Source organism: Peteryoungia desertarenae, assembly GCF_005860795.2.
GTDB lineage: Bacteria > Pseudomonadota > Alphaproteobacteria > Rhizobiales > Rhizobiaceae > Allorhizobium > Allorhizobium desertarenae.
Window position 1 is genome coordinate 2897710 of record NZ_CP058350.1, and the last position, 23112, is coordinate 2920821.

Sequence of the window (23112 nt, forward strand, 5' to 3'; positions counted from 1 at the left end):
TTATTCTCCCGCCACAAAAATGCGTTCGGCTTCGTGCATGATGGTTTGGCCATCGCGGCTGGCGATCAATTCGACAATCCAGCCACCGTCCAGAATCTCCTTGCTGGCAACAAAGCGCCCGTCACCCGCTGGCAGCAGGGTCAGCATGAAATTCTGCTTCTCTCCGACCGGGCGCTTGAAATGCGCGGTCACCACATCCGCTTCGACCACCTGCTGATCCGGCATGGTCAGATGATAGACGACCCCTCGCCGATCGACTGTCAACTCGCCCTCAATCCCTGTCGCCAGCATGGCGCGGATCGCGGCTGTCTTGCCGTTGAATTCCTGGCTCGCAACATAGGTGTTCTTCACCACGAGCCCGCTCCAGGTCGAACTGGCCAGATAGGCCATGGTGAAGTTCACCGTGATGATCGTTCCGAAGAAGGCGAGCATGCTGGCCAGCATATGCCATCCCGTAAAGGTGAAACCGGTCTTTGTTTGCGTGTTCATCTGCTGGCTCCCGGAGCGTTGAAGACTGAAACATATTCGTCGCGTTCATCGCTCTGTGTATCTTCGGCGATGAAGCGGATTTCCTCGGATGCCCAGGCGACCTTGTCGCCAGGAAGGGTCACGAAAACCTTGAGGGTCGTGGCCTCGTCGGGCTCGGCGGACACGGTGAAGGACTTGCCCGGCGCCTCCGAGACGCCATTGATCTTCATCGTCGCTTCCGGCAACCAGTCCAGCGTGATCTGGATGTCGCGGGGCTGAGGGATCATGTTGAGGATGCGGATCGTATAGCCATTGCGGATCGAGCCGTCGGACTCAAGCACATATTGCGGATTGCGATCATGCAGGACGTTCAGCTCGAGGCGATCGCGGCTCAGCAGAGCAACGAAGAGGGCTACACCAACAGCCAGCCAGACCGCCATATACATCAGCGTCCTTGGGCGGAAGATCACCTTCCAGTCGAAATGGCGCACCTTGTCGCTGAACGAGCCGTCAGGCTTGCGCACCCGCGTCGGGTCAATGGCACTCGCACCATTATTTGTGGCGAGAGCCATATTCGATTGGTATTCCTCAAGCGTCGAATAGGCGATAAGACCACGGGGCTTGCCGATCTTGTCCATGACATTATCGCAGGCATCAATGCAAAGCGCGCAGGTAATGCACTCAAGCTGCTGACCATCACGAATATCAATGCCCATGGGACAGACGACAACGCAGGCATTGCAGTCAACACAATCGCCCACTGACTGTCCCGCTGCCACCGCCTTTTTGGCGTGACGCGTGCGCGGCTCTCCCCGCCAGTCATTATAGGTGACGACCAGCGATTTCTCATCCAGCATCGCAGCCTGGATACGCGGCCAAGGGCACATATAAATGCAGACCTGCTCCCGCATCAGCCCGCCAAAGACGTAGGTCGTGGCAGTGAGGATCGCGACCGTTATATAGGCAACAGGCGCTGCATTACCTGTCACGAAATCCCAGGCGAGCGTCGGCGCGTCGGCAAAATAGAATATCCAGGCGCCGCCCGTCAGCACGGCAATGAGCAACCAGATCGCATGTTTGGAAACCCGCTTGGTGATCTTGTCGAAGCCCCAGGGCGCACCTTCCAGCTTGATCCGCGCATTGCGGTCTCCTTCAATCGCCCGTTCGACCACCAGAAAGAGGTCGACCCAGACCGTCTGGGGACAGGTATAGCCGCACCAGGCGCGACCGACGGCAGAGGTGAGCAGAAAGAGACCAAAGCCGGCCATAACCAACAGGCCAGCAACGAAAAAGAATTCCTGCGGCCAGATTTCGATGAAGAAGAAATAAAAGCGCCGATGGGCAAGATCGATCAAGACCGCCTGGTCGGGTGCAAATTCGCCCCGATCCCAGCGTAGCCAGGGTGTCAGATAATAGATTCCAAGTGTCACCGCCATCACGATCCACTTGAACCGGCGGAACTGCCCCTCCGCCCGCTTCGGGAAAATCTTCTTGCGCGCCTCATAGAGTGGTTTCCGGCGCGCTGCCGAGTTTACGGCTTCGACGTCCACCCGCTCGATGGCGGGTTCGTCGGCGGAATTGGGTTGATGTTGAACATCCATGACAGAGAACCTTTTGCTTCGGTTTCCCTTTTCCCTCGTCGAGCCCATCCGCACCTTGACTTAAGTCAAGCAGCGGCGAACCGCCGCATATTTTGACGGATGCCAGATTGACGGGGCCAAAGGAAAAGGCCCCGGCAGGTTTGCCGGGGCCAGTTTCAAAGACAAAAGGCTGAGCACGGGAGTTTCCGCAAGGATGGGACGGCGCTTCCATTGCTGCCATCCGCGCCTTGCAAAACCTCATTCGCCACCGCCGAGCGAGTGCACGAAGACCGCCAGTTGCTTGATCGTCGGATCACCGAGACGACCGACCCAACCTGGCATGACGCCATGCTTGGGTTGCGCAATCTGTGCAGCAATCCCGGCTTCACCTTCAGCCTTCAGCCAGATGGCATCGGCCAGGTTTGGCGCACCGAGATCGCGAATGCCTCGCGCATCGTCGCCATGGCAGGCCGCGCAGTTATCCATGAAGATCTGCTGCCCTGGCTCCACCATCGATGCATCGCGAGGTGTTCCCGTCAGGCTGACGACATAGGCCGCAACCTGTCTGATCTCCTCCGGCTGAAGGATGTCCGCATAGGCGGGCATCTCGGATACACGGCTGTCCGGGTCATTGGTGTAGCGAATGCCGTGGGCAATGGTGGTGTAGATCGAATCGAGATCGCCACCCCACAGCCAGTCGTCATCGTTGAGGTTCGGATAGCCGCCAGGGCCACCGGCAGCTCCCGAGCCGTGGCATGTGGAACAATTCACGCGGAAGGCAGCCGCGCCTCCGGCCACAGCAAACTGAACCAGTTCACGATCCGCAACGATCTCCGTGAGTGGCAATTCGGCGATCCGTTCCAGATAGCCGGACTGGGCTAGCTTGGCGGTCTCGATTTCCTCTGCGACTTCCGCGCGGCTCGAATAGCCGAGCAGGCCTTTGGTGTTGTCGGTCAGGAGCGGCCAGGCCGGGTAGGCAATGGTATAGCCGATCGACCAGACGATGGTCGCGTAGAAGGTCCAAACCCACCAACGCGGCATCGGATTGTTCAATTCGCGAATACCGTCCCACTCATGGCCGGTTGTTTCGACGCCGCTGATTTCGTCGATGTGTTTTTTGTCAGCCATTTTTCAATCCTCCCTGAGAGGGATATGAGCCGCGTGGTCGGCAGATTTCTTGCCACCGGGGCGGAAGGTAAAGATGATCACGCCGATGAAGAAGATGACCATGGCAAGCAGGGCCCAGCTGTCGGCGAATTGGCGCAAAGCTGTATAGGTTTCCATTCCAGCCTCCTCAGCGATAACCGGATGCGTCGTCATAGGTGGAAAAGTCCACCAAGGTGCCGAGCATCTGGAGATAGGCAACCAGCGCGTCCATCTCGGTCAGCTTTGCCGGATCGCCATCAAAGTCACCGATCTTGGCCTTCGGATAGCGGGCCAGAAGCCCGTCCGTATCGGCATTTGGATCGGCCTGGGCTTCAAGGTCAGCTTCGGCCTCGGCAATCATCTCGTCTGTATAGGGAACGGTGACCGCACGGTTCGCAGAAAGCATCATGCCGACATCGGTGATCTTGAGCGGTGTCTCCTTCAGGAAGGCATAGCTCGGCATGATCGATTCCGGCACGACGGAGCGCGGATCAACCAGGTGCTGGACATGCCACTCATTCGAGTAGCGGTCACCGACGCGGGCAAGATCCGGTCCGGTACGCTTAGATCCCCATTGGAACGGATGATCGTACATGGACTCTGCAGCAAGGCTGTAGTGACCATAGCGCTCAACCTCGTCCCGGAACGGACGGACCATCTGGCTATGACAGACATAGCAGCCTTCGCGGATATAGATGTTGCGTCCGGCCAGTTCGAGCGGAGCGTAGGGCCGCATGCCCTCCACCTTTTCGATGGTGTTCTCAAGATAGAACAGCGGGACGATTTCCACGATACCCCCGATGGTGACAACCACCAGGGATCCGAGGAAGAGAAGGCTCGCATTCTTCTCGAGGATTGCGTGTTTATCAAGAATAGACATATGAGCCTTCCTTCTTATTCAGCTGGCTGCAGGGCAGCAGGTGCGGTCGAGCCGGTGATCGGCGCTTCCTCACGCTCGTAACCAAAGATGGTCATGGCGATGTTGTAGGCCATGATCACACCGCCAACGAGGTACATGGCACCGCCGACCGTTCTGAGCACGTAATAGGGATGCATGGCAGAAACAGACTCCGCGAAGGAGTAGACCAGGAAGCCCTGGCTGTCGTATTCGCGCCACATCAGGCCCTGCTGGATACCGGCGACCCACATGACGGCCGCGTAGACGACGATGCCGAGCGTGGCGAGCCAGAAATGCCAGTTGACCATCCGCAGCGAATAGAGGCGGTTGCGGTTCCACAGCTTCGGCGTCAGGTAGTAGACGGCACCGAAGGTGATCATGCCAACCCAGCCAAGGGCACCGGAGTGAACGTGACCAATGGTCCATTCGGTATAGTGGCTGAGCGAGTTGACGGCCTTGATCGACATCATCGGACCTTCGAAGGTCGACATGCCATAGAAGGCGATCGCAATGACCATCATGCGGATGATCGGATCCGTACGGATCTTGTCCCAGGCGCCGGACAGCGTCATCAGACCGTTGATCATACCACCCCAGGAAGGCATCCAGAGCATGATCGAAAAGACCATACCGAGTGTCTGCGCCCAGTCAGGCAAAGCCGTGTAGTGCAGATGGTGCGGACCAGCCCAGATATACATGAAGATCAGGGCCCAGAAGTGGATGATCGACAGCCGATAGGAATAGACCGGACGGCCTGCCTGCTTTGGAACGAAATAGTACATCATTCCAAGGAAGCCTGCGGTCAGGAAGAAGCCGACCGCATTGTGGCCATACCACCACTGCGTCAGGGCATCCTGAACGCCTGAAAAGGCCGAGTAGCTCTTCACGCCAAGGAACGAGATCGGCATCGCCAGATTGTTGACGATATGCAGCATGGCAATCGTGACGATGAAGGACAGGTAGAACCAGTTCGCCACATAGATGTGGCTCTCCTTCCGGGTCATGATCGTGCCCATGAAGGTGATCAGGTAGGCGACCCAGACGATCGTCAGCCAGATATCGACATACCATTCCGGCTCGGCATATTCACGGCCCTGGGTGATGCCGAGGAGATAGCCGGTCGCGGCCATCACGATAAAGAACTGGTAGCCCCAGAAGACAAACCAGGGCAGATTGCCGCCAAACAGACGCTGGCGCGAGGTCCGCTGCACGACATAGAACGAGGTCGCAATCAGGGCGTTGCCGCCAAACGCGAAAATGACCGCTGATGTGTGCAAGGGACGAAGACGACCGAATGTCAGATAGGGTCCCAGGTTGAGGTCCGGATAGGCAAGCTGAAGGGACACCACGACCCCAACCAGAAAGCCGACGACGCCCCAAAAGACTGTTGCGATGACACCGTAGCGCACCACCTCGTCCTGATACTCGGACTTGGAGCGCGCGATGACCGCTGCGTTGACCGGCGCAAAGGACATGCGCCTCAACATGATGACCGTACCCCCCGCGAGCACGAAAAAGGCCACCCACATATGGGCGGCAAAGAGGCTGTCATGGGCAAAGGCAACCCCGAGCAGCGCAGCGAAGGCGAGCAACGCCATCACCAGTGTCTCAAACGTGTAGTTCATTGTTGGAATCCCCCAACGTCTTGCTGATCAAATCGCGAAAGTCCTTCTCAAGATCGAGAATCCTCCCGCGTCGACTGCACAAATCGCACTCATGGGGCCAACGCACCTTGATCCAAATCAATGCGGAAATCTGCGTCTCCTGAGACGCTTGGTCACAGCAGAAGAAAGATGAACGTAGACCGACCATCGCCCGATGCTGACGCAAAGCCTCAGCTGCGTATCCCAAGAAAGAGGCTCAAATGACGGAAACTCGCCCCATGCGGGAAAGACACGTCGGAGACAGAACAATGCAGACAAGAACCTCGCAAGGCAGCAGCAAGCCGATCATGGCCTATGGTGAAGGCTCACTCGCATGGCTACATCAGGCGCATGACGAGCAGCTGGCACTCTGCGAGGAGCTGGAGGAGATTGCCGATTCACTTCCCAGCAAGATCAATCGCCAGAAATGCATTTATGCTGCCAAAGCCCTCGGACCGCTTTTCAAGGGCGTGCATCACTATGAGGAAACGGTCTTGTTTCCGTATCTCGAGCATAAATCTGGAGGCTCTGACACCTTGAATGAAACTCTGGAGAGGCTGAAGTTCGAGCATTGCGAGGACGAATGCTTTGCCGAGGAGCTGACGGACGCCCTGCTGCGGCTTGGATCGGGTATGGCGGTCAACATGGAGGCGGTCGGCTATATGTTGCGAGGCTTTTTCGAAAGCGTGCGCCGCCACATCGCCTTTGAACGCGAGCATCTCCTCAAGGATATGCATTTTGCGGTCCAGTCGCTGAAGCCGTGAGATCGGCAACAGAAACAAGAGTTTGCTGGCCAAACAAATCCCGAAAAATGCAAGCTGAATGTCGTTCGTTTAAGCGGCCAAGTCACCGGTTGCATGATTGCAACGGGCGAAGATGATCAATGCGCCTGTAACCTGGCCTCCCACATCCCGCATGGCGGTCAGCCGTCCCGTGACTGCGACTGGCTGGCCGTTCGACGGTACGATATGACAGGAAATCGTGCCATCCGCACCGTTGAAGCAGCGGTCGAGCTGAGCTCCCAGCGCTTGGCGGCTTTCAACATCAAAACCAAACTCGAAGATCGATCGACCAATCAACTCGATCGGGGTAGTCGTCATGACGCTCGCGAGGGCGGGGGTGATAAAGAGCTAGCGATAATCACCGGTGAGGACCGCGACCTTCTCGGGCAAGCAATTCAAGATGACGTCGCTGAGATTTTCATAAATGGCGATTGAAGCCGCGCCGATAGGTCCAGTTTGCGAAGATGCCATGCCGCCTGATACCAAGCCATCCCGCGCGACACCACGATCGATCAGTCCCGAAAGAGATGCCAGGTGCCGAAGGACACTGGCACGATCATCAGCGTTCTCTTCGATCATCTGAATGGCAAAGCGGATCTGCCTGTTCAAGTCGGAGAAGGTGACAGCCCTGTGGGCCAAAAAGGCAGTTGTCAAGCTGTGCAGTTGCCGATCCAGAGAATCAACCAACGCATCATCGCCAACGGCAATCGCCCACTGCAACTGCCTGTTCATCAGTACAACCGCCTCATAAATCGGCTCCAGGCAATCCTCTGGTGATGAATCTGCAGCCAATCCCACGTACTCCGCCAGCATCCTTGTGACATCACAACAACAGATATCACAATCCATATGATTCGCAGCGTTAACACGCGATCCTGTCACCTTCAATGAATGCGCAGGAACGGATGCGCCAAGCCCAAAAAATATCTAGATCACCGACAATGGCAGGCCTTTCGGCCCCGTCAGGCCCTTAACTGCAACCGGCCTGTCAGATCTCGTTCTTGATGCTCCACCGGTCATGATACCAGAGCCACTGCTCCGGATACTCACGCACCCAGGTCTCGACCTTGTCATTCAACAGCTGCGCCGTGGCTGCCACATCCAATTGTCCGCGCTCATTGCGCGGCAAAGCGACCTTGGGTTCGATCTCAAGGCGGAAACGGTTGCCCGGCAAGCGAATGCAGCGCGCCGGATAGACGTCACATTCGAACTGGCGGGCAAGCTTTCCCAGAAGCGGATTGGTCTTCACTGGGTTGCCAAAGAACTGCGTGTCAACACCCTTCCAGAACTTCTGGTCCACAAGGACGCCCACGCCACCGCCCTGCTCAAGCTGGCGCGCAAGCGCGAAGGAGGACCCCGCATGGGAGGGCACGAGTTTGCCCATCCGCCGCTCACGAAAGGCAAAAACCTTTTCCGCGATATAGGGGTTGTTCGGCGGGCGAAACAGCACCGTGACATAAAGCCCGAATGCGGCACCCGCCACCGGCAGGAGTTCGAAATTGGCCGTATGCCCGGTAAAGACGATGAACGGGCGCGGATTGTCACGCAGCTCGAGGAAGAGATCGACCCCTGAGACCTCTACCCGCCCCTGCCCCGGCTTTGCCGGATCAAAATCGAAAAGCTCGTCAAGAAAGACATATTCCGCCGCAAGCCGGCCCATATGGCCCCAGCTTGCCAGCGCAATTGCCTCGATCTCCGCCGCATTCTTCTCCGGATAGGCGCGCTGAAGGTTTGTAAGCATCAAGCGGTGGCGCCGGGTCTTGGGCCCAATCCACCGCATGACCCGATCGGCAAAATTGATGGCCGCGTCTGCCGGGAACAGCTTCAGCAGCGTCAAGGACACGAAAGCAAATTGCGCCACCAGCCATTGAGACAGGTTTCGAGCCGCCAGAACGATGCGGGTGATGATCTGCTTCACCAGATCAATCCATCTTGAGGACGATTTTCCCGAAGACCTGCCGCCCTTCCATACGCGCCAATGCCTTGTCGATGTCATCGAATGTGACTTCGGTGTCGATCACCGGATGCACGATGCCGCGCGCCATCTTCTGCATGGCATTCGCCATGTTCTCCATCCGGCATCCGAAGGAGCCCAAAAGCTTCAATTGCTGCTGGAAGAGCATCATGAGGTTCATGTCGGTGGAAACACCGGAGGTCGAACCGCAGGTGACCAGACGACCACCGCGCTTCAGGCAGAGCATCGAGCCCGCCCAGGTGTCCTTGCCGACATGCTCGAAGACGACATCGACGCCCTTCTTCTTGGTGAGCTTGCGTACCACGCCCTCGAAGCGATCCTTGCGGTAGTTGATGACATGATCGGCGCCCAAGGCCTTGGCGGGTTCGATCTTGTCGTCGGAGCCGACGGTCGTGATCACGGTGCAGCCCATCTTCTTGGCAAGCTGGATCGCCGCCGTCCCGATGCCTGAACCGCCGGCATGCACGAGGATGGTTTCACCCGGCTCAAGCTTGGCATTGTCAAACAGCATATGCTCGACCGTCCCGAAGGTGACGGGTGAGAGGGCTGCTCCGACAGCATCGACACCGGGCGGTGCTGGAACGAGAAGACGCGCAGGAAGGTTGATTTTTTCCTGGGCAAAACCATCAAGGTGAAAGCCGTGAACGCCGGACACGTTTTCGCAGAGGTTGTCGCGCCCTTCCCGGCACGGCTTGCAAAGGCCACAGGTGCGCGCGCCATAGACGGCGGCAAGCTGGCCATGCAGGATGTTTCCGACACCAGGACCGATTGCCTCGACGACGCCGGACGCTTCCGCACCGATCACCAATGGCATCTTGCGCTTGGCAAAGGCCATGCCGCGCCAGCCCCAGACATCGATATGGTTGAGCGCAACCGCCTTGACCCTCAATGTCACTTCACCGGGACCGGGAGCCTCCGGTTCCGGCAGGTCGACGATTTCAAGCTTGCGGTCTTCAACGAGTTGCAATGCGCGCATAGGATCTTTCCTCGCCCGTTGGGCGTCACTTCTTCTGCCAAAGGCTTTCAGGCTGCCGATTACTCGGGTTCCCGCGTCATGACAAGGCTGGCATTTTGCCCGCCGAAGCCGAAGGAGTTCGACAGGACCGCCGAGACATCCGCAGAACGCTTGGTATTGGGCACCACATCCAGCACGATCGCCGGGTCCGGCGTGACGTAATTGATCGTCGGCGGCAAGGTCCCTGTCAGCATGGTCTGCAGCGAAAACACCGCCTCGACCGCACCCGCAGCCGTGAGCGTGTGTCCGATCATCGACTTGTTGGAGGAGCAGGGAATGCCATCCTTCAGACGATCGCCAAAGACGGAGAGCATAGCACCATATTCCATCTTGTCGTTTTCCGGCGTCGATGTGCCATGGGCGTTGATATAGCCGATGGCCTCTTCCGAGAGCCCGGCATCTGCAAGCGCCGCCTTGATGGTCGCAATCGCCGGTCCGCCATCCGGAGACGATCGGGTCCGGTGGAAATGATCAGCCTTCTCACCGCAGCCCTTGATGATACCAAGCACCTTGGCACCACGGCTCACAGCGGATTCAAGCGACTCAAGCACAAGCGTTGCGGCACCTTCGGCAATGACGAAACCATCGCGTTCCTTGCTGAACGGCTTGGATGCCTTTTCCGGCGGATCGTTCTGCGTCGACAGGGCCGACAGCAGCGAGAAGCGGATGACGGCCTCCTGGCTGATCGAACCATCTGTCGCAACCGTCAGCGCACGGTCCGTGCGTCCCTGGCGGATAGCCTCCACGCCAAGCTGGATCGCCGTTGCCCCGGATGCGCAGGCCGTCGACAGGGTCACCGGTAGCCCACGCGTACCGAACCGGTCGGCGAGTCGCTCTGAAATGGAAGCAAACTGGACCGATTCGAGGAAGACCGGATCCGGTTTTGTCCGCAGCGCAGCGAGGAAGCGCACATAGGCATCGCCCGGTTCCGTCGAGGCAGGCGCGCGCTCGGCGAGCGCGAAACGATCATGCCATTCCGGTTCCACCGGCGGCGCTGCAAGGAACAGTGGACCGTTGAAATCACCGGAAATACCTGCCTGCCCCAAGGCCTCGATCGCCGTCTCGCGCGCCATGGCATAGGAGCGTTCAACGGCGTTTTTGGCCGGAATACCGATAAAATCGACGGTACCGCCGATCCGGGTCGGCATGCCCTCGGTCTCGAAGCGGGCGATCTTGTGGATCCCCGAGCGACCGGCTGTCAGAGACGCCCAGTTGTCGGCAAGGCCCTGACCCAGGGATGTAATGACACCCATGCCCGTAACGGCAACAATCGGGCGTCCGAGATGGTCATGAAAGCGCGCCTTCGTCATGTCCTGAACTCCTCACGCATTGGCCGAGATGACGGCAAGGCCTTCGCCGCGAATATAGCCAACCGATGTCACGATGGCATGCCGCGCGCCCTTAGCCATGGGGGCCTCGTGACCGGGATCGAAGGCGGGGATCCTGGAATTCCCATCCACGGCGAGCGCAGCAAGGGCAAGTCCGACCGGAAACTGCGCTTCCAGTGAATGTCCGATCAGACCGGCAAAACCACGGATTGCCATTCTCTTGAAACGCATGTCGAGCACCTGCTTCTCACGCGATGAAAGCTCCGCCATTCCGCTCGCGCCGGACAAGACGACGGTTTCTTCGGTCGGCAATTGATCGGCAGAGGATACAAGTCCGGACAGACGCTCCTCCAGCTTGCCGCCATCGCGTTTGCCGCGATTGCCCTCAACGGCATCCAGAACGGCGTAGATCTTGGCACCGCGTGCCTCCGCATGTTCGCGCGATTCCAAAAGCAGGAATGCGCCAACAGAACCAAGCATCATCCCGCCGCCGCTTTCGCCGTTGCGGCTCCAGAGCGGCAGCCAGGGTCCGGTCTGGTGCGCGCGAATACCTTCGACAAGCAGGAGAATGTCGGCGCGCTCCGCAACGAAGGCGCCACCGACGAGCGTGTGGGTCGACTGACCCGCCTTGATCCGCGCAAAGGCCGTCGCGATAGCGGATATGCCCGCGGACTCCTCACCCATGAAAGTGCGGGATGAGCCAGTCACCTTGTGAACGATAGAGATATTGCCAGCGAGCAGATTGGACAACTGCGCCAGGAAAAGCGTCGGCCTGAGTTCAGTGGTGAGCTTCTCGATCAGCAGTCTCTCGCGATCATTGCGCTTCAGCGCCTCATCGACAATCATGCTGTCGACGGCGATGTCACGCTCGCCACCACCCGCCGCCACGATCAGATCCATGGTGCCGCAGGCCTCCATGTCATCCTTCATGCCGGCATCATCCAGCGCAAGGCCGGCAGCAAAAACGCCAAGCCGCTGCCAATTCTCCATCTGACGCTGGTCACCGCGCTTCGGGATTTGCTGGGACCAATCGATTTCTGGCAGACGATGAACGCTGTAGGGCGCAAACTTCTCAGTCTCGACATTGGCAGCCGGTGCGCTGTCAGCCGACAACAGGGCGATATGCGGCTCCTTGCCGGCGCCTTGGCTCGTGACGATCCCGATACCGGTAATCACCACATCATTGGGCTTCTTGACCATATCCTATCCTCTCATCGGCCTAAGGACAGTACCGACGTAAACTCGCGGTTTTCCCGATAAGATCGCCGCCGTCAATAGCGAAGCGAAACTATGCCCAAGCCTTAAGCGGGACCTTGAGCCGAAATTGCGGCCACCAGACCCACTTCCTCAGCGCGTTTACGCACGACATCACCAATCGGCAGATCAGCAAAAGGCACTGTCCGCAGCTTCAGCTGAGCGTCACAGACCTTCTTGCCCCCTGACGAAATCTTCCCCTTGGTAACGGCAAAGCCGGAGCCGTCATGCTCCAGTTCCGCGTCGATCTCAAGCAAGGCACCCGGTTCGACGAAACTGCGCATCTTTGCACCATCGACCGACATCAGGAAGGGCATGGCCGAGAAGTCCTTGACCGCCAGCAGAAGCATGCCGGAGGCCTGTGCCATGGTCTCGATCAACAGCACACCGGGCACGAGCGGCATGCCGGGAAAATGCCCCTCGAACACGGGGCTCTGCATCGGCACGATTGAGGTCGCCTTCAAACGACCAAGGCCGAGATCCACGCTCTCGACCTTGTCAATCATCTGGAAATATTCAAGCAACATGAAGTTATTCTTGCCGCAGGCCCATCAGCCCTTGGCAGCCCGAAGCTCGTCAATCTTGGCGCAGAGGTTCTTCAGCACGAAGTATTCCTCTGTCGAAACCTTGCCTTCGTTGACCTCCTGGGTCCACTGCTCCAGCGGAATCTTGATGCCGAATTCCTTGTCGATCGCAAAAACGATGTCGAGGAAGTCGAGGCTGTCGATGCCCAGATCATCGATCGTGTGGCTTTCCGGCGTGATCGTCTCGCGGTCGATTTCGCTGGTTTCAGCAATGATGTCGGCAACTTTGTCGAATGTAGCGGTCACGCCCATACCTCTTTTTGTCCCATATTATGAGTTCCACATAGGGAAAATGGCCTTGAATGCCAATGGGAAGTTTATCCATGAACGAAAAATGCCGTCGGAGTGTTGCCTAAACAGCAATCGAATGACGACCCTTCCCGTTCGACAGATAGGTATCGAACCGGGCTGCGACGGTGCGGGCAAAAGGTTTGCCCGTCTCTGTCAGTCGGAATTCATCGCCATCGATCTCGCATAGACCGTCGCGATTCGACGCGGCGAAGAGTTGCGCTTCCGCGATGACGGATTCCGCATTGGATGGAAAAGCCAGACGAATATCCGCAAAAGAAAAAGCGAAACGGCACATGATTTCCTCTATGACACGCGCCCGAAGCCTGTCGTCCTCGGACAAGGCTATTCCGCGCACGACAGCAAGACCACCGGCTTCGGCCATTCGCTGATATTCACCTGTGGCCGGCATGTTCTGCACGAAACCTTGCGGCAACTGCCCGATAGAGGACGCGCCAAGACCGATCAGGGCCTCAGCCGCATCATCCGTATAGCCCTGGAAGTTACGCCGCAGCTTGCCGCTCCGCGCTGCAACGGCCAGCTGGTCGCCAGACCGGGCAAAGTGATCGATGCCGATTGCCTCATAGCCTGCGGTCAGCAGCAGCTCTGCTGCAAGTGTCATCTGTTCGAAACGCTGCTCGACGCCCGGCAGCGCTATTTCAGGAATCATGGTCTGGTGCTTCTTCATCCACGGCACATGGGCATAGCCAAAGAGAGCGATCCGATCCGGTGAGAGCGAAAGGATGTCGTCGACCGTGCGGCGCAGTGTTTCGAGCGTCTGATGGGGGAGACCATAGAGGATGTCGCAATTGACCGAATGAACACCCCTCGCCCGAACAGCGTCCACAACGCCTTTTGTCTGTTCAAACGTCTGCAACCGGTTGATTGCCTTTTGAACCAGAGGGTCGAAGTCCTGCACACCGAGACTTGCACGCGTCATGCCGATATCGGCAAGCGCGTCATAGCGTGCCTCATCGAGATCATTGGGATCCATCTCCACGCTGATCTCGGCGTCACCGGCAAAACTGAAAGCGGATCTCAGGCAATCCATCAGCGCCCGCATGTCATCGGGCCTCAGCATGGTTGGGGAGCCGCCACCCAGATGCACCGCCGTGACCTTTGCCGCAGGTGAGACTTTTGCGCCAACGGATGCAATTTCCCGTTTCAGTGCCTCAAGGTATTGGGCGATCGGCTCATATTTCAGCGTATGCTTCGTATGGCAGGCACAGAACCAGCAAAGCCTGTCGCAATAAGGAACGTGCAGATACAGCGAGACATCATGCTCGGCAGACAGTTCGGACAACCATTTCTGGTAGGTCTCAGGGCTAATTCCCTCATGAAAATGCGGGGCAGTCGGATAACTTGTGTAGCGCGGGACGGCACCAGAATATCGCTGAAGTAGTTTGTTTAACATGCGTTTTTCCGCTTCCGTCCAGCATTGGTCTTATGTCGAATAATAGCCCATGCCTTCCGATCCGCCTTTGACTTCGATCAATTTACTGATACATTCGGCGTGCATGGTTCATCAGGAACTTCTTGCCCCACAAGGCGGAGATCTGGCGCATTCGGGACGGTGTCGATGCGTGGACGGGTCCAACAGGGCGGCAACATGGATACGTATAAAAAACCATCACCCGAAATCGAAACTCCGGCCGTCTGCCGATCCTGCGAAGCACGCCATGGTGGCATTTGCTCGACGCTGACGGTGTCTCAATTGGTCGAACTGAACAAATACTCCGCCCGTCGCCGGATAGACGCTGGCAACGAAGTCATCGGCCAGGGCGAGAATGTCTCAAGCTACAGCAACATCCTGAAGGGTGTGGTGAAGCTGTCGAAGATGATGTCGGATGGACGGCAACAAATCGTGGGGCTGCAGTTTGCCCCCGACTTCATGGGGCGTCCGTTCCTTGGAGAAAGCACGATCACCGCCGAGGCCGCGACAGAGACAGAGGTATGCACCTTCCCGAGATCCGTCGTGGATCGCATGGTGGCCGAAGTTCCGGAAATGGAGCACAAGCTCTATGACCAGTCGCTGAAGGAACTGGACGAGGCGCGGGACTGGATGCTTACCCTGGGCCGCAAGACGGCGCAGGAGAAGGTGGCAAGCTTTCTCTATTTGATCCTCAGCCATATCGACCCGGAGAGCGACCACCGCTCGACTTTCGACCTGCCGCTGTCACGCGCCGATATCGCAGATTTTCTGGGGCTGACGATCGAAACGGTGAGCCGTCAGATGACCAAGCTCCGGAAGGACGGGATCATCATCATCGAAAATAACCGGCATGTGATCGTGCCCGACAGCGACCGCCTGAGAGAAGCCGCCGGAATAGACTGACCAGATGTCATTGAATGGCTGATACCGTGCGCGGGTGCCTCATCCGCGCTTTTTGTTTTTGACCTGTTCCGAGACGCTCCGGCAGCTTTGTTTGACGAGAATCAAACCAGCAGTGAAAGCAAGAGCAGAATCGCCACCAGACCCGTGAGCGCAGTGCAGGCTCCGTGGAAAACCCGAATTGCCCTTTGAATATCGAGATGGTTTGCCTTTGGGCGACCAGCACCATTGATCATCGGTTCATTCACCGTTTCACCCGCATAGATGCGTGGACCCGCGAGTTGCAGATCAAGCGCACCGGCCATGGCCGCTTCAGGCCAACCCGAATTGGGTGAGCGATGAAGCCGACTGTCCCGCATGGCCACCGACAGACTACGCCGCGCAGCCGCCCTTCCCTCATGAACAAGCGCGCCAAATGCGATCATAAGCGCCGACAGGCGCGCCGCTGGCCAATTCGCCAGATCGTCAAGACGGGCAGACGCCCAGCCAAAATCGATATATTTCGGGCTCTTGTGTCCGATCATCGAATCGGCGGTGTTCAACATCTTGTAAGCAAGAATGCCCGGTAGACCGGCCACAAGATACCAGAAGGCCGGGGCGACAACACCATCGGCAAAATTCTCCGACAGGCTTTCGATCGCCGCCCGACTCACACCGCTTTCATCCAGCGTCCTGGGGTCTCGGCCAACAATCATCGAAACGGCCTGTCGACCGCCCTCGATGCCATCTTGCCTCAGCCCCTGAACGACAGCCAGAACATGATCCGCAAGGCTCTTCTGCGCCAGCAATATTGCAACAACAAGGATTTCCAGAAGAAGAGCCAGTGGCCCAAAGAGCGCGAAGAAAGCCTGAAGAACCGAAGCAACGACGATTGCCAGCAGCAAGAGGGCAAGGATCGCCACAACGCCATTCGCGCGCCTGCGATCACGTATCATGTTCTCCTTGTTCAGCCGCCGATCAAACCAGCTGATCGCTGAACCGAACAGCACGACCGGATGCGGAACCTTGCTCCAGAGGAGTGGCGGATCGCCGATCATGCGATCAAGCAGCAGCGCCAGTAACAGGCAAACAAGGATCCACTCACTCACTTTGATCTCCAGGTGTCTAGCGCCAGTTTCAAACGTTCATCCGCCGCTGCATCGGGCGTCAGGCCGAAACGGAGCCATTGATGATCATAGTCGAACTTCCGTGTGAGGATATGGTGCCGGCAAAGATGCGTGTGAAGTGACAGAGCCTCCTCATGCCTCACCAACTTGAACAGCGGCGTCGCGCCTTCGATTTGCAGGTTGGCAGACGTCAGGACATCAACGATGGCCTTGGAGCGTTCTTCGATCTGCCGTCGCAGCCTGTCTGTGTCACCTGAGAGAAGCTCTGCGGCCACCGATAGCGCCGGACCCGATACAGGCCAGGGTCCGAGCCAGGCAGCAAGCTGCTGGGTGATCCTATCATCCGCAATAACAAATCCCAGCCGAATACCGGCGAGGCCAAAGAACTTCCCGAAGGAGCGGAACACGATGAGATTGGAGGCAGAATGGCCCGCCATGCTGATGGCCGGCTCGTTGTCGGCAAAGGCCTCATCGATCACGAGATATCCGCCGAAACTGGCAAGCCGGGCCGACAGTTCCGAAAGTTCCTCAACGGAATAGAGGCGACCATCCGGGTTGTTGGGATTGACGATGATGACGACCATGTGGCGCTCATCGACCTCTGTGGGTGACGTTACGCAATCGACAGCGAAACCGGCAAGCTCAAACACCCGGCGATATTCACCATAGGTGGGTTCGAAGATCGCGATCCGCCGCTTCGGATCGGCAAGCCGCGGTAGAAGCTGGATGGCAGACTGTGTTCCTGGAACCGCAAGTGGCAGCCGTCGCCCCGAACCATAGGAGCAACGCGCTGCCTCACGGGCTGCCATTTCCAATTCGCTGTCGGGCAATCGATGCCAGGCCCGATCCGCAATCAAGGGCAGAACCGGCGGACGAGGATTGAGGCCGGTTGACAGATCAAGCCAATCGGCAGGCTTGCCACCATAGACCTGCGCAGCCTGGAAGACGCCACCGCCATGCAGAACCGGTCCAGTCACGCTGCCACCTCGGCAAGATCGATGACATGCATATAGGAGCCACTGATCTTGCCCCGGCGCAGACCGACTGCCCCCAAATCTTCCCCCAGGGCATCTGTCGCCCCGAACAGACGGTCAGAATCTCCCTCCGAAACGACGGTCGAGTAGTGAAACTCGTGGCCGGTCAACCCGCCCTCAAAGAGATCGTTCGCCAGTGGACGAAGCCTCCGATAACCCAGGTGGCGCTTCCGTTGCGCAAAGCTGGTCACCAGCGGCAAGAGGCCAAGCATCCTGTGCTCCAGACCGGTGGCATCAATGAGCCCTTCGCCCAGAACCATATAGCCACCACACTCCCCATAGATCCGCGCGCCTTGCTCCGCAGCGGCCTTCACGCCGGATTGAAAACCAAAAGCTGTAGTGAGGCGTCCGGCATGAAGCTCAGGATATCCGCCTGGAAGATAGATTGCGTCCGCAGTCGCATTCGGCGCCTCATTGGCTAGCGGCGAAAAGAACGAAATCTCCGCCCCTTGCCGTCTCCACCCCTCGACCAAATGGGGATAGCAGAAGGCGAAGGCCTCATCACGGGCTATGGCGATATGCTGACCAAGCGGTGGAAGGGATGGAACAGCCTTGTCTTGGAATGCCGGCCCGCCTTCCGCCAAACTCAAGATCGCTTGCAGATCGAGGCTCCGGGTGACCACATCGGCGGCGTTTTCGATAAATGTCTCAAGCGCGTCATGCTCTCGCGCCTGAACCAGTCCCAGATGCCGCTCCGGGAGAGCAAGCGACGAGTGGCTCCGGATTACGCCAAGGACCGGGACCGGAATGCGTTCGAGCGCTGCCCGCAGCATGGCTTCATGACGCTCACTGCCGACCCTGTTCAAGATCACACCGGCCACGCGGACATCGGCACGATGATGAACATAGCCCGATACAAGTGCAGCGACCGACTGTGACATGCGGCCACAGTCAACAACCATCACAACCGGTAGCTCAAGCAGCGCTGCCAGATCCGCCGCCGATCCGGTCCCATCGGCGGCCCCATCAAAGAGCCCCATCATTGCCTCGACCAGCAATAGTCGGTCGGCACCATGAACTGCGGCTTGGCTCCGCAGGAACGCGCGGCGCATGGCCCAGGGATCGAAATTGAAATAGGTTTCGCCGCTCGCTGCCTGATGGAAGGCGGGATCGATGTAATCTGGCCCTGCTTTGCCAGGCGCGACCTTGACACCCAGGCGCTTAAGGGCTCGCATCAGACCGAGCGTCACCACCGTCTTGCCAGAGCCGGAGGCAGGTGCCGCGATCAAAAGACCGCTCATGCCCGATCTTTCCTCTCCGAAATAGCGAACGGATCGGGAACAAGTCTGCGCCCGGACAAAGCACCAAGCCAGTCCAGCGACGGACGAAGCCGCACGACCTTTCCAACGACAACAATGGCGGGCGGCTCGATGCCAGCCTCCAACATATCCTGCTCGGCGCGACCGAGCGTCGTTTCCAGCACTTTTTGCGAACTTGTCGCAGCATCGCAGACAAAGGCGACGGCTTCATCCGGCGAACGCCCGGCCGCGATCAGGTTGCGGGCAATCTGCCCCATATGCTTCATCGCCATATACATGACGATAACCGGCGAACCGCGCCCAATTGCTTCCCAGTCGATCCTGTCCGGCACAACCCCAGACGAATCATGGCCCGTCAGGAAGGTAACCGTGTGGTTCACTTCGCGATGTGTGACAGGAATTCCGGCATAGGCAAGCCCACCGATACCGGCGGTCACGCCGGGGATGATCCGGAAGGGGATCCCGTGCTCGACAAGCGTCAGAGCCTCCTCGCCTCCCCGGCCAAACACGAAGGGATCACCACCTTTGAGGCGCAACACGCGATGACCGGCCTTGGCAAGATCGACAAGCCTCAGAGAAATGTCACGCTGCTTGGCAGACGGTTTGCCGCCGCGCTTGCCAGCATATTCCAGGACAGCTCCGGTTCGGGCCAGCTTAAGGCAGTCCTCGTTGACCAGCGCATCATGGACGATCACATCCGCCTCGGACAGTGCCTTGGCGGTCAAAAGGGTCAACAGACCTGGATCGCCCGGCCCCGCTCCCGCCAGCCAGACATGGCCAGGGTCAATCGAAGGAAGTGGGATGCGGGTAATATCAGTCATGTCCAAGCTCTAAGTCCGGGCAGTTGAAAATGCAATGCTCTGGCGCCTGCCACGCTTCCTGTTCCCCTTGTGGTCACCTATAAGAAGCGAATGAACCACGCGCCCGAACCAGTGCCTGCCAACAAGGAAGATCCTGACGCCGAACGCCAGGAGAAACCAAACGTGGTGCTGCGCACTGGCTGGACCACAGGCGCCTGTGCAACAGCCGCGACAAAGGCTGCGCTTACCGCGCTTCTGACAGATGATTTTCCCGATCCTGTGACGATCACCCTGCCTAAAGGTCAGACACCGGCTTTCGCTCTCGCTTTGGAAGGACGGGACGGCGAACGCGCCTTTGCAGGCATCGTCAAGGATGCTGGCGATGATCCGGATGTGACCCATGGCGCAACCATAATCGCATCCGTCAGGCGCTTGCCTGCCGGAAGCGGCATTCGCTTTGTGGGCGGCGACGGCGTTGGTCAGGTGACCAAGGCCGGCTTGCCGATTCCACCCGGCGAACCCGCGATCAATCCCGTCCCCCGACAGATGATGACGGCGGAGGTGGAGGCATTGTGCAAAGCGCATGCCATGGCACCGGACATGGAAATTACGATCTCGGTACCGGGCGGAGGCGAGATCGCAACCAGAACCTGGAACCCACGATTGGGCATCATCGGAGGGATTTCGATCCTCGGCACAACCGGTGTGGTGAATCCCTTCTCTTGCGCCGCCTGGATCCACTCTATCCACCGTGGGATCGATGTGGCACGGGCGGAAGGACTGACCCATGTTCTGGGGGCGACCGGCTCAACCTCGGAGCGGGCGGCGCAGGCTTTCCATGGTCTGCCGGACGGCGCGCTGATCGACATGGGAGATTTTGCGGGCGGACTGCTCAAATATCTTCGTACCCATCCCGTGCCCCGCCTCACAATCGCAGGCGGCTTTGCCAAGATCACAAAGCTTGCCCAAGGCGCTCTCGATCTCCATTCTTCACGAAGCCAGATCGATAATTATTTTTATTTGTCATTGGATTGCACAAAAAAGCTAAAGCAATCGACGCTCAGCGAGGTTGTAAGCGCGAATACGGCTTTGGAAACCCTTGAAATCATGAAGAAAGAAGGGATTGAGATAGCGCAGGAAGTGGCAGAGCGTGCGCGTCATACGGCGCTTGCCGCTTTGCGTGGCGCAGCCGTCGACGTCGATCTTATCGTCACGGATCGCAAAGGAACCATCATCGCCCATGCCAAGCGATAACACACAGGAGCCGGACTGCGTGGCCGTCGCAGCAAAGCAAGAAGGTTGCGAACGCATTCTCATCCTGGGTGGCACGAGCGAGGCCCGGACACTGGCGGAAAAACTGCATGGCGAGGGCCACCACGTGACAACATCGCTCGCCGGGCGGACCACAGATCCAGCCCTTCCGGTAGGCGAAACAAGGATCGGTGGTTTCGGCGGCTGGGAAGCCATGGCAGCCTATCTGGTTCAACGGCAATTCACGAGGGTGATCGACGCAACCCACCCATTTGCCCGCCGCATCTCCGAAAATGCGATCAAGGCGAGCGCCAAGGCCGGAATCCCGCTCCAGCAGATCATCCGGCCACGCTGGCAAAAGATGCCGGGCGACCGCTGGAAGGAAGTCCGTACGCTGGAAGAGGCAGCAGAAGCGATCCCAGGCGGCGCCACCGTTTTCCTCGCACTCGGCAGGCAGCACATAGACGTTTTTGCGACGCGATCTGACTGCCGTTTTGTCATTCGCATGGTTGACGAACCGGAGAGCGCCCTGCCTATTTCAGATTATGCGCTGGTGATCGGCAAGCCTGCCAGCGATCCCGAGTGTGAGGTCAATCTCTTGTCAGCCCATGGCGTCACGCATATCGTCGCGCGCAATTCGGGTGGTCCGGCGGGCTATGCAAAGATCATCGCCGCTCGAAAACTCGGCCTGCCGGTGATCATCCTTGAACGATCTTGACCCGCTTTGCCCGAGTTCAGGGCAAATCTACGAAGTGACAGACAGTACCCATCATGCTGATAACAACAAGAAGACTGAGCGACAGTGCCGAAGTCTGTCAGGCAAGCAGCCTTTTTCGAAACGCTTATGCAGAAGCTCCCTGGTACGAAACATGGACTGAACTTGCAGCGCATGAACGACTGCTGGAACTGGCAGGCATGCCGGGGCGCATCGCTGTCGGAGCCTATGTTGAGAGCCGCATGATTGGAATAACTGTAGGCTTCACGCAATCCAATGTAAGGGGAAAGTCACTCTACATAGCCGAAGTCGTGGTGGAGCCTTACTATCAGGCCAAGGGCGTTGGACGACGGTTGCTGGAGGTCATGCAACAGGAGGCAAAAGCCGAAGGCCATGTCGGCGCCTGGCTTGTCACGCGGGGCGAAGGCAGGACAGCCGAATTCTACCGCAAGCTGGATTTCACCCAATCGGAAAGCTTGCGGATCTTCAATCTGATGCTCTGAACAATCCGCAAGAACTGGCGGCAGGCCTCGGTTCTGTGACGGCTCATCTGCATCCGACCGGCTGCAACAAGCCGGATCCGACGGAATTGCCACCAGTTAAAAATGAAGGGCCTTCAAGAGCAAACGTCCGACCCGTTCGCGCCAGGAGCCGGACAGTTGCCATGAAGGCCGTTCCTTGGCGCCTCAATCTTCTTTGACCGCCACGATGACGTCGTGAATGAGCCGCAGCACGCTGGGTGCTTCGATATCGACGCAGACTTTCTGGCTGGGAAGATCCCCATCCCAGTCTGATGGACCAAAGCCACGACCATCCGGCTTCTGGATGGTCTGGCCATCGGCGATGCCGCCGGAAACCACGCGGATCACACCGCTGCGGGTCGTGAAGAGCTCGGGGGCGACCACGTAGACGCAGGCGCAGCTGTCATGCACCACCATGCCGTCATCGACCAGACCTTCGTAGAAGTCGATGTAGAACTGCGACAGGTCAAACAGAAGACGCGCCCGGCTGGAGCCGGCAGCATCACGGATATCGGCAAGCTGCGATCGGGTCATGACCGTCTTCATGGTGACATCAAGACCGACCACAACGAGAGGCCAGCGCGCTGTCATGACCACGTCGGCGGCCTCCGGATCACCATGAATATTGGCTTCAGCCGCGGGCGTGACATTGCCATTGCAGTCGAAGGCGCCACCCATGATGACAATCTCCTTAACGAGATTGACGATCTCCGGGTCCTCCTTCAGCGCGTTGGCAAGATTGGTCATGCGGCCGACGGCAACGATCGTGACCTCGCCCGGATTGGCGCGGACCGTCTCGACGAGGAAGCGATGGGCTGGACGCGGATCGGGATGCACATCCGTCACCTTGGGCACACCGATATTGCCGAGCCCATCATCACCGTGAATCCAGGCTGGTGGGTCATGCGTCACCCGATGCGGGATGAAGGTTTCGCCGGCACCCTTGACGACCGGTGCATCGATCTTCCACTCGCGCTTCAGGAACAGCGCATTGTTGGTCGTCGTTTCGATCGAGGCATTGCCGAAGACGGTGGTGATTCCGAGGAGGTCGATCTCCGGATGGTGGTGGAGAAAAAGGAGGGCCATGGCGTCATCAACGCCTGGGTCCGTATCGAAGATGACCTTATGCATGC

Annotated in this window: 25 protein-coding genes; 5 read left to right on the top strand and 20 right to left on the bottom strand. The window is 58.3% G+C overall.

The annotated features are described in order from the left end of the window. The 6 genes from FE840_RS14155 to ccoN form a co-directional block, all read right to left on the bottom strand. A complete protein-coding gene (locus FE840_RS14155) occupies positions 1-489 on the bottom strand; it encodes a FixH family protein (protein ID WP_138286140.1) in 489 nt (162 codons plus the stop codon). Then, positions 486-2069 (bottom strand): cytochrome c oxidase accessory protein CcoG, encoded by a 1584-nt coding sequence (gene ccoG, locus FE840_RS14160; protein ID WP_138286141.1) that lies wholly within the window; start codon positions 2067-2069, stop codon positions 486-488. Before ccoG ends, FE840_RS14155 begins: the two co-directional genes overlap by 4 nt. A 237-nt stretch (positions 2070-2306) precedes the next feature. Beyond that, positions 2307-3176 (bottom strand): cytochrome-c oxidase, cbb3-type subunit III, encoded by an 870-nt coding sequence (gene ccoP / locus FE840_RS14165; protein WP_138286142.1) that lies wholly within the window; start codon positions 3174-3176, stop codon positions 2307-2309. Positions 3177-3179: 3 nt separating this feature from the next. Continuing rightward, on the bottom strand, positions 3180-3332 hold the full coding sequence (locus tag FE840_RS14170; RefSeq protein WP_138286143.1) for a cbb3-type cytochrome c oxidase subunit 3: 153 nt from the start codon (positions 3330-3332) through the stop codon (positions 3180-3182). Positions 3333-3342: 10 nt separating this feature from the next. Continuing rightward, entirely contained in the window at positions 3343-4074 is a 732-nt protein-coding gene (ccoO, locus tag FE840_RS14175; protein ID WP_138286144.1) for a cytochrome-c oxidase, cbb3-type subunit II, read from the bottom strand. A gap of 14 nt (positions 4075-4088) precedes the next feature. Then, positions 4089-5717 (bottom strand): cytochrome-c oxidase, cbb3-type subunit I, encoded by a 1629-nt coding sequence (ccoN, locus tag FE840_RS14180; protein WP_138286145.1) that lies wholly within the window; start codon positions 5715-5717, stop codon positions 4089-4091. Positions 5718-6004: 287 nt separating this feature from the next. On the opposite strand from ccoN, the gene FE840_RS14185 reads away from it, so the two are divergent. Further along, complete coding sequence (locus FE840_RS14185; RefSeq protein ID WP_138286146.1) at positions 6005-6499, top strand: hemerythrin domain-containing protein; 495 nt, start codon at positions 6005-6007, stop codon at positions 6497-6499. Positions 6500-6568: 69 nt separating this feature from the next. Here the strand turns inward: FE840_RS14185 and FE840_RS14190 are convergent, their stop codons facing one another. The 9 genes from FE840_RS14190 to hemN all read right to left on the bottom strand — a co-directional run bounded on the left by FE840_RS14190 (position 6569) and on the right by hemN (position 14375). Beyond that, on the bottom strand, positions 6569-6835 hold the full coding sequence (locus FE840_RS14190) for a PAS domain-containing protein (protein ID WP_138286147.1): 267 nt from the start codon (positions 6833-6835) through the stop codon (positions 6569-6571). Positions 6836-6865: 30 nt separating this feature from the next. Next, on the bottom strand, positions 6866-7330 hold the full coding sequence (locus FE840_RS14195; RefSeq protein WP_138286148.1) for a hypothetical protein: 465 nt from the start codon (positions 7328-7330) through the stop codon (positions 6866-6868). 175 nt (positions 7331-7505) lie between these two features. Further along, positions 7506-8435 carry a lipid A biosynthesis lauroyl acyltransferase gene (locus FE840_RS14200; protein ID WP_138286149.1) on the bottom strand — a complete coding sequence of 310 codons (930 nt, stop codon included), beginning with the start codon at positions 8433-8435 and terminating at the stop codon, positions 7506-7508. Between the two features lie 4 nt (positions 8436-8439). Then, positions 8440-9468, bottom strand: a complete 1029-nt coding sequence (locus tag FE840_RS14205; RefSeq protein WP_138286150.1) for a zinc-binding dehydrogenase — start codon at positions 9466-9468, stop codon at positions 8440-8442. Between the two features lie 59 nt (positions 9469-9527). Further along, complete coding sequence (locus tag FE840_RS14210; RefSeq protein WP_138286151.1) at positions 9528-10817, bottom strand: beta-ketoacyl-ACP synthase; 1290 nt, start codon at positions 10815-10817, stop codon at positions 9528-9530. Between the two features lie 12 nt (positions 10818-10829). After that, a complete protein-coding gene (locus tag FE840_RS14215) occupies positions 10830-12035 on the bottom strand; it encodes a beta-ketoacyl-ACP synthase (RefSeq protein WP_138286152.1) in 1206 nt (401 codons plus the stop codon). A gap of 101 nt (positions 12036-12136) precedes the next feature. Further along, positions 12137-12616: a 3-hydroxyacyl-ACP dehydratase FabZ family protein gene (locus tag FE840_RS14220; RefSeq protein WP_138286153.1), complete on the bottom strand. Its 480-nt coding sequence runs from the start codon at positions 12614-12616 to the stop codon at positions 12137-12139. Positions 12617-12640: 24 nt separating this feature from the next. After that, positions 12641-12925 (bottom strand): acyl carrier protein, encoded by a 285-nt coding sequence (locus tag FE840_RS14225; protein WP_003495848.1) that lies wholly within the window; start codon positions 12923-12925, stop codon positions 12641-12643. 100 nt (positions 12926-13025) lie between these two features. After that, positions 13026-14375 carry an oxygen-independent coproporphyrinogen III oxidase gene (hemN, locus tag FE840_RS14230; RefSeq protein WP_138286154.1) on the bottom strand — a complete coding sequence of 450 codons (1350 nt, stop codon included), beginning with the start codon at positions 14373-14375 and terminating at the stop codon, positions 13026-13028. Positions 14376-14570: 195 nt separating this feature from the next. Here hemN and FE840_RS14235 point away from each other — a divergent pair, with 195 nt between their 5' ends. Next, positions 14571-15296, top strand: a complete 726-nt coding sequence (locus FE840_RS14235; RefSeq protein WP_138286155.1) for a Crp/Fnr family transcriptional regulator — start codon at positions 14571-14573, stop codon at positions 15294-15296. Positions 15297-15397: 101 nt separating this feature from the next. Here the strand turns inward: FE840_RS14235 and cbiB are convergent, their stop codons facing one another. From cbiB to cobA, 4 genes are read right to left on the bottom strand one after another with little or no spacing between them, the layout of a single operon-like run. Then, complete coding sequence (gene cbiB / locus FE840_RS14240) at positions 15398-16387, bottom strand: adenosylcobinamide-phosphate synthase CbiB (RefSeq protein WP_138286156.1); 990 nt, start codon at positions 16385-16387, stop codon at positions 15398-15400. Then, positions 16378-17376: a threonine-phosphate decarboxylase CobD gene (cobD, locus tag FE840_RS14245; RefSeq protein ID WP_138286157.1), complete on the bottom strand. Its 999-nt coding sequence runs from the start codon at positions 17374-17376 to the stop codon at positions 16378-16380. The genes cbiB and cobD overlap by 10 nt, the downstream gene beginning before the upstream one ends. Next, complete coding sequence (locus FE840_RS14250; RefSeq protein ID WP_138286158.1) at positions 17373-18674, bottom strand: cobyrinic acid a,c-diamide synthase CobB; 1302 nt, start codon at positions 18672-18674, stop codon at positions 17373-17375. The genes cobD and FE840_RS14250 overlap by 4 nt, the downstream gene beginning before the upstream one ends. Further along, on the bottom strand, positions 18671-19513 hold the full coding sequence (cobA, locus tag FE840_RS14255) for a uroporphyrinogen-III C-methyltransferase (protein WP_138286159.1): 843 nt from the start codon (positions 19511-19513) through the stop codon (positions 18671-18673). Before cobA ends, FE840_RS14250 begins: the two co-directional genes overlap by 4 nt. 90 nt (positions 19514-19603) lie before the next feature. On the opposite strand from cobA, the gene FE840_RS14260 reads away from it, so the two are divergent. Genes FE840_RS14260 through FE840_RS14270 form a run of 3 tightly spaced genes read left to right on the top strand, consistent with a single transcriptional unit; the run spans position 19604 to position 21961 of the window. Next, positions 19604-20746: a cobalt-precorrin-5B (C(1))-methyltransferase gene (locus FE840_RS14260; RefSeq protein WP_138286160.1), complete on the top strand. Its 1143-nt coding sequence runs from the start codon at positions 19604-19606 to the stop codon at positions 20744-20746. Between the two features lie 19 nt (positions 20747-20765). Continuing rightward, entirely contained in the window at positions 20766-21461 is a 696-nt protein-coding gene (locus FE840_RS14265; RefSeq protein WP_246318780.1) for a cobalt-precorrin-6A reductase, read from the top strand. A gap of 53 nt (positions 21462-21514) precedes the next feature. Then, positions 21515-21961: a GNAT family N-acetyltransferase gene (locus FE840_RS14270; protein WP_138286162.1), complete on the top strand. Its 447-nt coding sequence runs from the start codon at positions 21515-21517 to the stop codon at positions 21959-21961. A 183-nt stretch (positions 21962-22144) separates the two neighbouring features. On the opposite strand, the gene FE840_RS14275 is transcribed toward FE840_RS14270, so the two are convergent. Further along, entirely contained in the window at positions 22145-23110 is a 966-nt protein-coding gene (locus FE840_RS14275) for a nucleoside hydrolase (protein WP_138286163.1), read from the bottom strand. Positions 23111-23112 lie beyond the last annotated feature (2 nt).

Excerpts from the sequence above, each read along its gene's own strand:
- FE840_RS14155 (WP_138286140.1), bottom strand. The coding sequence starts at position 489 with ATGAACACGCAAACAAAGACCGGTTTCACCTTTACGGGATGGCATATG.
- ccoG (WP_138286141.1), bottom strand. The coding sequence starts at position 2,069 with ATGGATGTTCAACATCAACCCAATTCCGCCGACGAACCCGCCATCGAG.
- ccoP (WP_138286142.1), bottom strand. The coding sequence starts at position 3,176 with ATGGCTGACAAAAAACACATCGACGAAATCAGCGGCGTCGAAACAACC.
- FE840_RS14170 (WP_138286143.1), bottom strand. The coding sequence starts at position 3,332 with ATGGAAACCTATACAGCTTTGCGCCAATTCGCCGACAGCTGGGCCCTG.
- ccoO (WP_138286144.1), bottom strand. The coding sequence starts at position 4,074 with ATGTCTATTCTTGATAAACACGCAATCCTCGAGAAGAATGCGAGCCTT.
- ccoN (WP_138286145.1), bottom strand. The coding sequence starts at position 5,717 with ATGAACTACACGTTTGAGACACTGGTGATGGCGTTGCTCGCCTTCGCT.
- FE840_RS14185 (WP_138286146.1), top strand. The coding sequence starts at position 6,005 with ATGCAGACAAGAACCTCGCAAGGCAGCAGCAAGCCGATCATGGCCTAT.
- FE840_RS14190 (WP_138286147.1), bottom strand. The coding sequence starts at position 6,835 with ATGACGACTACCCCGATCGAGTTGATTGGTCGATCGATCTTCGAGTTT.
- FE840_RS14195 (WP_138286148.1), bottom strand. The coding sequence starts at position 7,330 with ATGCTGGCGGAGTACGTGGGATTGGCTGCAGATTCATCACCAGAGGAT.
- FE840_RS14205 (WP_138286150.1), bottom strand. The coding sequence starts at position 9,468 with ATGCGCGCATTGCAACTCGTTGAAGACCGCAAGCTTGAAATCGTCGAC.
- FE840_RS14210 (WP_138286151.1), bottom strand. The coding sequence starts at position 10,817 with ATGACGAAGGCGCGCTTTCATGACCATCTCGGACGCCCGATTGTTGCC.
- FE840_RS14215 (WP_138286152.1), bottom strand. The coding sequence starts at position 12,035 with ATGGTCAAGAAGCCCAATGATGTGGTGATTACCGGTATCGGGATCGTC.
- FE840_RS14220 (WP_138286153.1), bottom strand. The coding sequence starts at position 12,616 with ATGTTGCTTGAATATTTCCAGATGATTGACAAGGTCGAGAGCGTGGAT.
- FE840_RS14225 (WP_003495848.1), bottom strand. The coding sequence starts at position 12,925 with ATGGGCGTGACCGCTACATTCGACAAAGTTGCCGACATCATTGCTGAA.
- hemN (WP_138286154.1), bottom strand. The coding sequence starts at position 14,375 with ATGTTAAACAAACTACTTCAGCGATATTCTGGTGCCGTCCCGCGCTAC.
- FE840_RS14235 (WP_138286155.1), top strand. The coding sequence starts at position 14,571 with ATGGATACGTATAAAAAACCATCACCCGAAATCGAAACTCCGGCCGTC.
- FE840_RS14250 (WP_138286158.1), bottom strand. The coding sequence starts at position 18,674 with ATGAGCGGTCTTTTGATCGCGGCACCTGCCTCCGGCTCTGGCAAGACG.
- cobA (WP_138286159.1), bottom strand. The coding sequence starts at position 19,513 with ATGACTGATATTACCCGCATCCCACTTCCTTCGATTGACCCTGGCCAT.
- FE840_RS14260 (WP_138286160.1), top strand. The coding sequence starts at position 19,604 with ATGAACCACGCGCCCGAACCAGTGCCTGCCAACAAGGAAGATCCTGAC.
- FE840_RS14270 (WP_138286162.1), top strand. The coding sequence starts at position 21,515 with ATGCTGATAACAACAAGAAGACTGAGCGACAGTGCCGAAGTCTGTCAG.
- FE840_RS14275 (WP_138286163.1), bottom strand. The coding sequence starts at position 23,110 with ATGCATAAGGTCATCTTCGATACGGACCCAGGCGTTGATGACGCCATG.